Source organism: Pseudomonas sp. HD6422 (genome assembly GCF_025377065.1).
GTDB classification, from domain to species: Bacteria; Pseudomonadota; Gammaproteobacteria; order Pseudomonadales; family Pseudomonadaceae; genus Aquipseudomonas; species Aquipseudomonas putida_U.
Genome location: NZ_JAHWIW010000045.1, coordinates 1 through 12328, shown reverse-complemented (window position 1 = coordinate 12328; position 12328 = coordinate 1). Strand labels below are relative to the sequence as shown.

General features: G+C 62.6%; 11 protein-coding genes. 2 read left to right on the top strand and 9 right to left on the bottom strand.

What is annotated here, in order from left to right; all coding sequences use genetic code 11:
- Positions 1–105: 105 nt before the first annotated feature.
- Entirely contained in the window at positions 106–585 is a 480-nt protein-coding gene (locus tag KY379_RS24285; RefSeq protein WP_133329490.1) for a GspH/FimT family protein, read from the top strand.
- Between the two features lie 37 nt (positions 586–622).
- On the opposite strand, the gene ispH is transcribed toward KY379_RS24285, so the two are convergent.
- From ispH to murJ, 6 genes are all read right to left on the bottom strand, one after another.
- Positions 623–1570 carry a 4-hydroxy-3-methylbut-2-enyl diphosphate reductase gene (gene ispH, locus KY379_RS24280; protein WP_133329488.1) on the bottom strand — a complete coding sequence of 316 codons (948 nt, stop codon included), beginning with the start codon at positions 1568–1570 and terminating at the stop codon, positions 623–625.
- A gap of 14 nt (positions 1571–1584) precedes the next feature.
- The gene (gene fkpB, locus KY379_RS24275; protein ID WP_196173824.1) at positions 1585–2022 is read right to left on the bottom strand and encodes an FKBP-type peptidyl-prolyl cis-trans isomerase; all 438 of its coding nucleotides are present in this window, start codon (positions 2020–2022) and stop codon (positions 1585–1587) included.
- Positions 2015–2530 carry a signal peptidase II gene (lspA, locus tag KY379_RS24270; RefSeq protein WP_133329484.1) on the bottom strand — a complete coding sequence of 172 codons (516 nt, stop codon included), beginning with the start codon at positions 2528–2530 and terminating at the stop codon, positions 2015–2017. The genes fkpB and lspA overlap by 8 nt, the downstream gene beginning before the upstream one ends.
- The gene (gene ileS, locus KY379_RS24265) at positions 2523–5354 is read right to left on the bottom strand and encodes an isoleucine--tRNA ligase (RefSeq protein ID WP_133329482.1); all 2832 of its coding nucleotides are present in this window, start codon (positions 5352–5354) and stop codon (positions 2523–2525) included. Before ileS ends, lspA begins: the two co-directional genes overlap by 8 nt.
- Positions 5351–6301: a bifunctional riboflavin kinase/FAD synthetase gene (ribF, locus tag KY379_RS24260; RefSeq protein WP_133329480.1), complete on the bottom strand. Its 951-nt coding sequence runs from the start codon at positions 6299–6301 to the stop codon at positions 5351–5353. Before ribF ends, ileS begins: the two co-directional genes overlap by 4 nt.
- Before the next feature lie 118 nt (positions 6302–6419).
- Positions 6420–7958, bottom strand: coding sequence for a murein biosynthesis integral membrane protein MurJ (gene murJ, locus KY379_RS24255; protein WP_133329478.1), 1539 nt, complete (start codon positions 7956–7958; stop codon positions 6420–6422).
- 250 nt (positions 7959–8208) lie between these two features.
- On the opposite strand from murJ, the gene rpsT reads away from it, so the two are divergent.
- Complete coding sequence (gene rpsT / locus KY379_RS24250; RefSeq protein WP_016484776.1) at positions 8209–8487, top strand: 30S ribosomal protein S20; 279 nt, start codon at positions 8209–8211, stop codon at positions 8485–8487.
- A gap of 121 nt (positions 8488–8608) precedes the next feature.
- On the opposite strand, the gene KY379_RS24245 is transcribed toward rpsT, so the two are convergent.
- The 3 genes from KY379_RS24245 to KY379_RS24235 are packed head-to-tail and all read right to left on the bottom strand — an operon-like array spanning position 8609 to position 12171.
- A complete protein-coding gene (locus KY379_RS24245) occupies positions 8609–10909 on the bottom strand; it encodes a PqiB family protein (protein WP_261241743.1) in 2301 nt (766 codons plus the stop codon).
- Positions 10902–11525, bottom strand: a complete 624-nt coding sequence (locus tag KY379_RS24240; RefSeq protein WP_133329473.1) for a paraquat-inducible protein A — start codon at positions 11523–11525, stop codon at positions 10902–10904. The genes KY379_RS24245 and KY379_RS24240 overlap by 8 nt, the downstream gene beginning before the upstream one ends.
- Entirely contained in the window at positions 11512–12171 is a 660-nt protein-coding gene (locus KY379_RS24235) for a paraquat-inducible protein A (RefSeq protein WP_133329471.1), read from the bottom strand. The genes KY379_RS24240 and KY379_RS24235 overlap by 14 nt, the downstream gene beginning before the upstream one ends.
- Positions 12172–12328 lie beyond the last annotated feature (157 nt).

Genomic DNA, 12328 nt, shown 5'->3' with positions numbered 1-12328 from the left:
CTCCATTCACGACAATTCCTGACAAATGCGTTGAACCTGCTCGACTGGACCTCGTGTCTAATCAGCAGGAAGCTAAAGCCAAGCACTTCCAGGGAGGAATGCACGGTGAAGCAACAGGGCGTAACACTGATACAAATGATGTTCGCATTGGCCGTGGCTGCGTTGCTCACGCAACTCGGCATGCCTGCCTACGCCCGCTTGAGCGATGACCTACACCGCGCAGCCGCCGCCCGCGACCTCGCCCAGGCGCTACGCAGCGCCCGCAGCCACGCCCAGCTGCAAGGCCAGGCGGTGCTGGTGGAGGCCGTGGACAGCGATTGGGGCAAGGGCTGGCGGGTCATGCTTCGATACAATCGGCAGGTGTTGCGTGAGCACAGGCTCAGCCGCCCGTTGACCATTGCCGACAATCTGGGCAGCCAAGTGGCATTCAGCGAACAGGGGGTTCCCCAGGGGCGGGGTAACGGCACACTGGAGGTATGCGAGCGAGACGCGCCGACCAGCCAGTACCGCGTGGTGCTTGCGACCAGCGGGCGGGTCAGCTTGAGGACGAATGAGGCGGAGCGGTCACTCTGTGGGAAGTCTTGAGGCCCGATCGCCGGCAAGCCGGCGATAGAGCCTACGATCAGATCAACGAACGGACGCGCAATTCCTTGGGCATCGAGAAGGTGATGTTCTCTGGCCGCCCGTCGAGCTCTTCAGCCCCGGTAGCTCCCCAGGCCTTGAGCTGCTCGATGACGCCACGTACCAGTACCTCGGGCGCCGAAGCACCGGCGGTGATGCCGATTTTCGCCGCCTCGTCGAACCAGCCGCGTTGCAGGTCCTCGGCACCGTCGATCAGGTAGGCCGGGGTGCCCATGCGCTCGGCGAGCTCGCGCAGGCGATTGGAGTTGGAGCTGTTGGGGCTGCCCACCACCAGTACCACATCGCATTCGCCGGCCAATTGCTTGACCGCATCCTGGCGGTTCTGGGTCGCGTAGCAGATATCGTCCTTGCGTGGCCCACCGATGTTCGGAAAACGTGCCCGCAGTGCATCGATCACCCGACTGGTGTCGTCCATCGACAAGGTGGTCTGGGTGACGAAAGCCAGGTGATCCGGGTCGCGCACCTGCAACTGGCCGACATCTTCCTCGTCTTCCACAAGGTAGATGGCGCCGCCGTTGCTGGCGTCGTACTGGCCCATGGTGCCTTCGACTTCCGGGTGCCCTTCGTGGCCGATGAGGATGCACTCACGGCCATCGCGGCTGTACTTGGCGACCTCGATGTGCACCTTGGTCACCAGCGGACAGGTGGCGTCGAACACCTTCAGGCCACGGCCGGCGGCTTCCTGGCGCACGGCCTGGGATACACCGTGAGCGCTGAAGATGACGATGACGTCGTCCGGCACCTGGTCCAGTTCTTCGACGAAAATGGCGCCACGGTTGCGCAGGTCTTCGACCACGAACTTGTTGTGCACCACTTCATGACGCACGTAGATCGGCGGGCCGAAGACTTCCAGCGCGCGGTTGACGATCTCGATCGCCCGGTCGACCCCTGCGCAGAAACCGCGAGGGTTGGCGAGTTTGATTTGCATGCTCGGCTCCAGGCTTACAGGGCCTTCACCTCGAGGATCTCCACCTCGAAGGTCAGGGTCTTGCCAGCCAGTGGGTGATTGAAGTCGATGGTCACCTGATCGTCGTCGAACGCTTTGACCACACCTGGCAGCTCGGTGTTGGCGGCGTCGTTGAAGATGATCAGCAGCCCTTCGGACAACTCCATGCCCTCGAACTGGGACCGCGGCATGGTCTGTACGTTCTGTGGGTTGGGCTGGCCGAAGGCGTTCTCGGGAGCCACTACCACGTTGCGCTTGTCGCCGGCCTTGAAGCCGAACAGCGCGTTCTCGAAGCCCGGCAGCAGGTTGCCGTCGCCGACCTTGAAGGTGGCCGGCGTCTTGTCGAAGGTGCTGTCGACAGTGTCACCGTTTTCCAGGTGCAGGGCGAAGTGCAGGGTCACTTCGGTGTTCTGGCCGATACGGGTGTCAGTCATGGACAGGATCCTCCGACTTCTTGCTCTTGAACATATCCAGCGCCAGCATCACCGCACCGACGGTGATGGCGCTGTCGGCCAGATTGAAGGCCGGGAAGTAATGGCGGTTCTGCCAGTGCACCAGGATGAAGTCGACCACATGGCCCAGCACGATACGGTCGTACAGGTTACCGATCGCGCCACCCAGCACCAGCGCCAGGGCCACGGCCAGCCAGGTCTCGCCGCGCCCCAGGCGCTTGAGCCAGACCACCAGCACGGCACTGACCACCACGGCGATCAAGGCGAACAGCCAGCGCTGCCAGCCGGCGCCATCGGCCAGGAAACTGAAGGCGGCGCCGGTGTTGTAGGCCAGAGTCCAGCTGAAGTAGTCGGGAATGACCACGATCTGCTGATACATGGTCAGGGCGTTGTTGAAATACAGCTTGGTGGCCTGGTCGAGGACCAGTACCACCAGGCTCAGCCACAGCCATGGAAGGCGCCCGAAGCGCCCCGCCGAGGGGTTAGGCATAGTGGCGCACCTCACCGGAGCCGCTCAGGTTGTCGACGCAACGGGAGCAGATTTCCGGGTGCTCCGGATGGCTGCCGACGTCGGCGCGGAAGTGCCAGCAACGGCCGCACTTGGCATAGCCGGACTTGACCACCTGCAGCTTGAGGCCTTCGACTTCGGTGGCCACGGCATCCGCTGGAGCCTGCACGAATGGCACTACGCTGGCAGCCGAGGTGATCAGCACGAAGCGCAGTTCGTCGCCCAGCTTGTTCAGGTCGGCGCTCAGGCCTTCCTCGGCGAACAGGGTGACTTCGGCCTGCAGGTTGCCGCCAATGACCTTGGCGCTGCGCTGGTTCTCCAGCTCCTTGTTCACCGCAGCCTTGACCGCCATGACGCGGTCCCAGTAAGCGCGATCCAGCTCGATGCCTTCAGGCAGCTCGGTCAGGCCCTGGTACCAGCCGTTGAGCATGACCGACTCGTTGCGCTCGCCCGGCAGGTACTGCCAGATCTCATCGGCGGTGAACGCCAGGATCGGCGCGATCCAACGCACCAGCGCCTCGCTGATGTGGTACAGCGCGGTCTGGCAGGAACGACGGGCGACGCTGTTGGCACCGGTGGTGTACTGGCGGTCCTTGATGATGTCGAGGTAGAAGCCGCCCAGCTCCTGGACGCAGAAGTTGTGGACCTTCGAGTAGACGTTCCAGAAACGGTACTCGCTGTAGTGCTCTTCCAGCTCGCGCTGCAGCAGCAGGGTGCGGTCGACCGCCCAGCGGTCCAGCGCCAGCATGTCCTCTGGAGCCAGCAGGTCGCGGGCCGGGTCGAAGCCGGACAGGTTGGAAAGCAGGAAGCGCGCAGTGTTGCGGATACGCCGGTAGGCGTCGGCGCTACGCTGGAGGATCTGCTCGGACACGGCCATCTCACCGGAGTAGTCGGTGGCGGCGACCCACAGGCGCAGGATGTCGGCGCCGAGGGTGTTGTTGACCTTTTCCGGCTCGATGGTATTGCCCAGCGACTTGGACATCTTGCGGCCGCTTTCATCCACGGTGAAGCCGTGGGTCAGCAGTTCGCGGTACGGCGCATGACCGTCGATGGCGCAGCCGGTCAGCAAGGATGAGTGGAACCAGCCGCGGTGCTGGTCGGAGCCTTCCAGGTACAGGTCGGCGCGCGGGCCGGTGGCGTGACCGATGTCGTGGGAACCACGCAGCACGTGCCAGTGGGTGGTCCCGGAGTCGAACCACACGTCCAGGGTGTCGGCGATCTTCTCGTACTGATCGGCTTCGTCACCAAGCAGTTCGCTGGCGTCGAGCTTGAACCAGGCTTCGATGCCCTCTTGCTCGACGCGCTTGGCCACTTCTTCCATCAGCTCGACGGTGCGAGGGTGCAGCTCACCGGTCTGCTTGTCGAGGAAGAACGGGATCGGCACGCCCCAGTTGCGCTGACGCGAAATGCACCAGTCCGGGCGGTTGGCGATCATCGAGTGCAGGCGCGCCTGGCCCCAGGCCGGGACGAACTTGGTGTCCTCGATGGCCTTGAGGGCACGCTCGCGCAGCGGCTCGCCGGTGCTCGGCTGCTTGTCCATGCCGACGAACCACTGCGCGGTGGCGCGGTAGATCAGCGGGGTCTTGTGGCGCCAGCAGTGCATGTAGCTGTGGCTGATGGTTTCGGTATGCATCAGCGCGCCGACTTCGCTCAGCTTGTCGACGATGGCCGGGTTGGCCTTCCAGATGAACTGGCCGCCGAAGAACGGCAGCGACTCGACGTACACGCCGTTGCTCTGCACCGGGGTGAGGATGTCGTCGTTGACCATGCCGTAGCGTTTGCAGGTGACGAAGTCGTCTTCACCGTAGGCAGGTGCGGAGTGGACCACGCCGGTACCGGCGCCCAGCTCGACGTAGTCGGCCAGGTACACCGGCGACAGGCGGTCGTAGAACGGGTGGCGGAAGTTGACCAGCTCCAAGGCCGAACCCGGCGCGGTGGCGATCACCGATCCTTCCAGGTTGTAGCGCTTGAGGCACGACTCGACCAACTCTTCGGCCAGCACCAGCAGGCGCTCGCCGGTATCGACCAGGGCGTACTGGAACTCCGGGTGGATGTTCAACGCCTGGTTGGCCGGGATGGTCCACGGGGTAGTGGTCCAGATCACGATGGCAGCCGGTTTGGCCAGCTCGGCCAGGCCGAAGGCGGCGGCGAGCTTGGCATCGTCGGCGACCGGGAAAGCGACGTCGATGGTCTGGGATTTCTTGTCGGCATACTCGACCTCGGCTTCGGCCAGGGCCGAACCGCAATCGAAGCACCAGTTGACGGGCTTGAGCCCCTTGAACACGAAGCCTTGCTTGACCATCTCGGCCAGGGCGCGGATTTCACCGGCTTCGTTGGCGAAGTTCATGGTCTTGTAGGGGTTGTCCCAGTCACCCAGCACGCCCAGGCGGATGAATTCGGTCTTCTGCCCTTCGATCTGCTCGGCAGCGTACTCGCGGCACAGCTCGCGGGTACGGTCGGCGGTCAGGTGCTTGCCATGGGTGACCTCGACCTTGTGTTCGATCGGCAGGCCGTGGCAGTCCCAGCCCGGCACGTAAGGGGCGTCGAAGCCGGACAAGGTCTTGGAGCGGACGATCATGTCCTTGAGGATCTTGTTCAGTGCGTGACCGATGTGAATCTTGCCGTTGGCATAGGGCGGGCCGTCGTGCAGGACGAACTTGGGACGATCCTTGCCAATTTCGCGCAGCTTCTGGTACAGGCCAATGCTGTCCCAGCGCTGCAGGATCTGCGGTTCGCGCTGAGGCAGGCCGGCCTTCATGGGGAAGGCGGTGTCCGGAAGGTTTAGCGTGGCTTTGTAGTCGGTCATTTCAGGCTCTTCGTTAGCGGTTGAGCGTGCCAATGTGCACGTGCGGCGGCGATGTCCGCGTCGATCGCCGACTTCAGCGCCTCCAGGGAGGCGAAACGCTGCTCTTCACGCAGCTTGTGGTGGAACTCCACCGTCAGGCGCCGGCCATAGAGATCGCCGGCATAATCCAGTAGATGAATCTCGAGGTGCGGGCGCCCGTCACCATTCACGGTGGGGCGCACGCCTATGTTGCCCACGCCCGGCCAGGCCTTGCCGTCGATCTCGATGCTGGCCAGGTAGACCCCGGACAGCGGCACGCGGCGACGCTTGAGCTGGATGTTGGCGGTAGGCGTACCGAGCTGGCGGGCCAGCTTCTGGCCATGCAGCACGCGCCCGGTGATGCTGTAGGGACGCCCCAGCAGGTGCTCGGCGAGTTCGAAGTCGGCGCTTGCCAGGGCCTTGCGTATTTCAGTGCTGCTGACCCGCAGGCCGTCCTGGATCACGGTGTTGGCCGCCTCGACGCTAAACCCGTACTGCTGGCCGGCCGCGACCAGGAAGGCGAAGTCGCCAGCGCGGTCGCAACCGAAGCGGAAGTCGTCGCCCACCTCGAGGTGGCGCACGCCGAGGCCGTCGACCAGGATCGTCTTGACGAAGGCGTCGGCGCTGAGCTTGCTCAGGCGCTGGTTGAACGCCAGGCACAAGACCCGATCGATGCCTTCGGCGGCCAGCAACTCGATCTTGTCGCGCAGACGCGCCAGGCGGGCGGGCGCGGTGTCCGGGGCGAAATACTCACGCGGCTGCGGCTCGAAGATCACCACGCAGGTCGGCAGGCCCAGCGCCTGGCCGCGCTCGCGCAGACGCGCCAGGATTGCCTGGTGGCCTCGATGTACTCCGTCGAAGTTGCCAATGGTGGCGACACAGCCCCGGTGCTCGGGGCGCAGGTTGTGAAGACCTCGAACCAGCTGCATAACGCGCTTCTTGCTCATAAAGTGGCCGATTATAACCACACCGGGGCGTCGGCGACAGGCGCCAGCGCCCAGGGGCGGCATGGAATGCGAAAAACCGACGCTTGGCCGCCCTGCTCTATCAATGCAGGGCCCGGCGGGCGAAATGCCGCGGACGGAAACCGCACAGATACAGGCAACCGAAGTACGTCACCACGCCCGCCAGAATCAACCCACCCAGGCGCAGGAAGCGCTCGAGCATGTGCCCCTGCGCCCAGGCCGGCATGTAGTGCATGCCCAGCAGCAGCACGGCGGACATCAGCGCCACGGCCAGCACCAGCTTGGCCAGGAACATCGTCCATCCCGGTTGCGGCTGGAACAGCTGCTGGCTGCGCAGCTTCCAATACAACAGCCCGGCGTTGAGACAGGCGCCGAGGCTGATCGCCAGCGCCAGACCGGCATGCTTGAGCGGGCCGATCAGGGCCAGGTTGAACAGCTGGGTGCAGACCAGGGTGAAGATCGCGATCCGTACGGGCGTGCGGATATTCTGCTGCGCATAGAAGCCCGGGGCCAGTACCTTGACCAGAATGATCGCCATCAGGCCGACGGAATAGGCTACCAGCGCACGCTGGGTCATGAGCGCATCGGTGGCGCTGAACTTGCCGTATTGGAACAGGCTGACGGTCAGCGGCTCGGCGAGAATGGCCAGGGCCAGGGCACACGGCAGCACCAGAAGGAAGCACAGGCGCAGGCCCCAGTCGAGGATCCGCGAATACTCTTCGCGGTCCTTGCTGGCGTAGGTCTTGGCCAGGGTCGGCAGCAGAATGGTGCCCAAGGCCACGCCGAGCACACCAGAAGGCAGCTCCATGAGGCGGTCAGCGTAGTACATCCAGGACACCGAACCGGCTACCAGGAACGAAGCGAAGATGGTGTTGATGATCAGCGAGATCTGGCTGACCGAAACGCCGAGGATCGCCGGCAGCATCTGCTTGAGCACACGCCATACGCCGGTGTCGCGCAGGTTGACCCGGGGCAGCACGAGCATGCCGATCTTTTTCAGCGCTGGCAGTTGGTACAGCAACTGCGCCAGGCCGCCGGCCAGCACGCCCCAGGCCAGTGCCATGATCGGTGGGTCGCAGTAAGGGGTGACGAACAGGGCGAAGCCGATCATCGCCACGTTGAGCAGGGTCGGGGTGAACGCCGGTACCGAGAAGCGGTTCCAGGTATTGAGGATCGCGCCCACCAGCGATGACAGCGAGATCAGCAATATATAAGGAAACGTCACCCGCAGCAGGGCAGTGGTCAGGTCGTACTTCTCGGCGCTGTCGACGAAACCGGGCGCGGTGACCCAGACCACCCAGGGGGCAGCCAGGATGCCAACGGCGGTGACCAGGGCCAGTACCAGGGTCAGCAGGCCACTGACGTAGGCGATGAAGGTCCGGGTGGCCTCCTCGCCCTGCTGGGTCTTGTATTCGGCCAGGATCGGCACGAAGGCCTGGGAGAAGGCGCCCTCGGCGAAGATCCTGCGCAACAGGTTGGGCAGCTTGAAGGCAATGAAGAAGGCGTCGGTGGCGATACCGGCACCGAAGATGCGCGCCAGGATGGTGTCGCGCACGAAGCCCAGCACCCGCGAAATCATGGTGATGGAGCTGACCGCAGCCAGGGATTTGAGCAGGTTCATCGAAAAGTTTCACGCCAATGGCAGAGGACGCTGCCAGAGCGCGCCCGAATGTGCGATACTCCCGCGCCTTCGCAGGGGAACCAAAAATTCCCGAGTTTACAGGTCACGCGGCAGAAAGGAATCTTTCCGGCGCGCAGACCCACCGCTCAGCGGATCCCTGCAGGTGGCCTTGACATCCGCCCGACTCATCGGCATGATTCGCGGCCTATTTTGTTTGCTATTTACCTAAAGTCTTTCGAGGAGCTCGACGGTGGCCAACACACCTTCCGCCAAGAAACGTGCAAAACAGGCTGAGAAGCGTCGCAGCCACAACGCCAGCCTGCGTTCCATGGTCCGCACCTACATCAAGAATGTAGTCAAAGCCATCGACGCAAAAGACGCCGACAAAGCGCAAGCCGCTTACGTTCTGGCTGTGCCTGTAATCGACCGTATGGCCGACAAGGGCATCATCCACAAGAACAAAGCTGCTCGCCACAAAGGCCGTCTGAATGGCCACATCAAGGCGCTGAAAGAAGCTGCAGCTGCCTAAGCGACGTTCTTGTCGAAAAACCGACCCTAGGGTCGGTTTTTTATTGCCTGCGATTTGAGTAGCCTGCCACGACCTTGAACCGGCAGAACGGGGGGCCGCTGCATCGCGACCCCTCCATTCTTCATTTTCCGAGCGGGATCTTCGGCGCCCATTGCAGCCAGGTCTCTTCTGGCTTGTCGAACAGGGCGAAAGTCTGCTGCGGACGCGCCGGGTTGCCCATCTGCTCGCCCTCGGGCGTGGCAAAGGCGATGCCACCGTCGATCAACGTCTCCAGCGACTCCGTGCGCACCGTGGCGCCCTTGAACAAGCCCCAATCGAAGCCGAAACCACTGCTGTTCCAGAATCGGCTGCCACCGCGTACCAGCGCCGCGTAGCGGGGCTCGATGAGGATGTGGATGAGCACCCGATCGGCGGTCTGGCCCAGTTCGAAGCCAGTCACCTTGCCCACCGCCACCTCGCGGTAGGTCACCGGAACCCCTGGCTTGATCGAACCGCGTCGCGGCGCGCTCAGGGTCAAGGGCAGACCGACTTCGGGACCGATCACTTCCGGCGCTTCGGCCAGGGCAATGAAGTCACGTTGCGGGCCTCTGTCCTTGGCCGCCGGCTGCACTTCCAGGTATTGGCCGCCGATCAGGGTGTCGAGGTTCTCGGTCCGCACCAGGCCGAGGGCCGGCTTGACCACCCAGAATTGCGTGCCAACCCGGGCGATACGATCCGCCGCTTCGGTAATACGTGCCCGCAGCAATACGGCCTGTAAATCTTTGGTCAGATCGACGCTTTCGACACTGCCCACGTCCAGCCCCTTGAAGCGGATGGGGGTGCCCGGTTTGAGACCATCGGCACGATCGACACGGATGGTCACCAATGTGCCGCTACGGTTCACCTCTTCGAGGCTCTCCATCAGACGGAAACGCGGGATACGCCGCTTGAGCGCGACGTTGGGTGACGGTGTGTCGAAGGCGATACCGCCGGCCATCAGGGTCTGCAACGACTCGCTCTTGATCTTGATACCCGACAAGCCGCCGGTGAGGGTAATGCCGCTGACATTCCAGAAACGCGACGAGCCGTTGACCAGGTTCTCGTATTCCTTCTCGATGTGTACGCCGATCAGGATGCGCTTGCTGTTACGGGCGAACTGATAGCTCTGCACGCTGCCGACCTTGACCTGGCGATACATGATCGGGCTACCGACCTCCAGCGAACCCAAGGTATCGGCGAACAGCACCAGGTGCAGGCCTGGAGCCTTGAGGTCCAGTGGCGGCGCCTTGGCCCGCGCCTCGAACTCACGCTGCGGCTTGGCGCCCTTATCACCCGGACGGATGGCAATGTAGTTACCCTTCACCAGGGCCTCGAGGCCAGTGATACCCGCCAGGGAGATCGACGGCTTGACCACCCAGAACTGCGCACCATCGACCAGGTAGTCCTCGGTCAAGGGGTCGAGAGTCAGTTCGGCCATGGCACTGCCGAGGTTGTCTTCGATCTTCAGCGTCTTCAGCGAACCGACCTGAATCCCCTTGTACATGACTGGCGTGCGGCCTGCCTGCAGGCCTTCATAATCACTGAGCTTGACCTTGACCCGGATCCCGGCCTGGGCGGCGTCGAAGTCGTCATACAGGCGAAACGGCAGGCTTGGATCGGTGGGCGGGCTGTCCTTGCGGTATTCGGGGGTCGCGAAGGCGATACCTCCGGCGACGATGCTCGACAGCGACTCGCTGCGCACCTTGACCCCGGACAGGTTGGCATCGATGCTGATGCCGCTGGCATTCCAGAAACGCGTGTGCTTGCGCACCAGGTTGGCGTATTCGGGCTGGATGAATACCTTGACCTCGACGGTATCGTGGTCATCGGTCAGCCGGTAGCTTTTTACCATACCGACCTGGATTTGCTTGTAGAACACCGGGCTGTCGCGATTGAGCGAACCGAGCCGGTCGGCCTTGAGGGTCAGGTGCAGGCCGGGCTCGCTGTCGGACAGCGGCGGCGCTTCGGATAGTGCCGTGAAGCGTTTGGTCTTCTCACCCTCTCCAGGACTGACCGCGATGTAGTTACCCGAGACCAGCGTCTCCAGCCCTGAGATACCGGCCAGGGTCACGCTAGGCTTGACCAGCCAGAAGCGCGTACCGGTGGTCAGGTGCGGATCGGCGGCCTTGTTCATCTCGATGGTGGCAATCACGCCCTGGTTGGCGCCTTGATCATCGAGGACCAGCGACTTCACCTTGCCGACCGGCATGCCTTTGTAGATGACTTCGGTCTTGTTGGCGACGATGCCCTCGCCGGTCTCGAAGCGCACTTCGATCTCGACGCCGGCAGCACTGTAGGCTTGCCAAGCCAGCCAACCACCGATCATCAGCGCGATCAGCGGCAGGATCCAGATGGCCGACCAGTTCGAAGCAGGGCGGGTTTTAGCCGTAGGCACATCACTCATGGTCGTCATCCGACTCCGTGTTATCCCAGATCAGTCGGGGATCGAAAGTTAAAGCGGCAAGCATTGTAAGAATCACCACACTGGCAAAAGCGACAGCGCCCAAATTGGCTTCGACGCTGGCGATACGACCAAAATTCACCACTGCCACCAAAATGGCGATGACGAAGATATCGAGCATCGACCAACGCCCGATGAACTCGATGAAGCGATACATCCATATCCGTTGGCGCGCGGACAGCGGCTGGCGTCGCTGCACCGAATACAGCAGCAGGCCAATACCTACCAGCTTGAAGGTCGGCACCAGGATACTGGCGATGAAGACCACTGCGGCGATGGGAATCATGCCGTGCTGGAGCAGGGTAATCACCCCGGACATGATGGTGTCCGGACTGCCCTGCCCCAAGGTACTGACCGTCATGATCGGCAATATGTTGGCCGGGATGTAGAGAACCGATGCCGTGATCAGCAGTGCCCAGGTACGCACGATGCTGTTAGGCCGCCGATCGTGGAGGATCGCACCACAGCGCGTGCAGGTCTGTTTGTGGCCATCGTCAACCTGACGGTTGAGCTCATGGCACTCATTGCAGACCAGAATGCCTGCATCAATCGCCCGCATGTAGATCTTCCCCTGACAGTGCATCCCAGATCTGGTGTGGCGACATCACCACCTCGAGCCAGACCTGTACCAGCAACAGGCTGATGAAGCAGAACAGGCCCAGGCCTACCGTCAGCTCGGCCAAGTCGACCAATTTGACGATGGCGACCAGAACGCCCATGAAGTACACCTCGAGCATGCCCCAGTCGCGCAAGTGATGATAAATGCGATAACACAACAGCCCGTAGCTGCGGCCGATGTCCAAACGGATGCTGAGGAGCACCAACAACTGGCAGAGCAGCTTGAGCAACGGAATGGCCATGCTGCACAGGAACACCACCACCGCCACGCCGCGCATCTGCGAGTTGTACAGGCCAAGCACACCGCTCCAGACGGTATCGTCCGAGCTCTGCCCCAACAGGTGCAGCTGCATGATGGGCATGAAATTGGCAGGCACGAACAGCAGCAATGCCGTGATTACCAAGGCCAGGCTGCGATTGACCACATTGTGCCGGTGAGCGTACAGCTCATAGCCGCAGCGCGGGCACAGGGCTTTCTCACCGTGATTGAGTACGGGCTTGCGCAGGAGCAGATCGCATTCGTGACAGGCAACCAGCTCGTTGAGCGGTAATGCATCCAGGGCTTCGGTAGTGAGAGGGTCAGGCATCTCGAGGTTCTGAGTAGTCAGGTGGGCTCTATTCTAGTGTTCTGACTCGCAATGTGGGAGATGAGTGCCGGTGTGGGAGCAGAAAAGACAAAACCCCTACCTGCTCGCGCAGATAGGGGTTTTGCGAAATGAATCTTGACGATGACCTACTCTCACA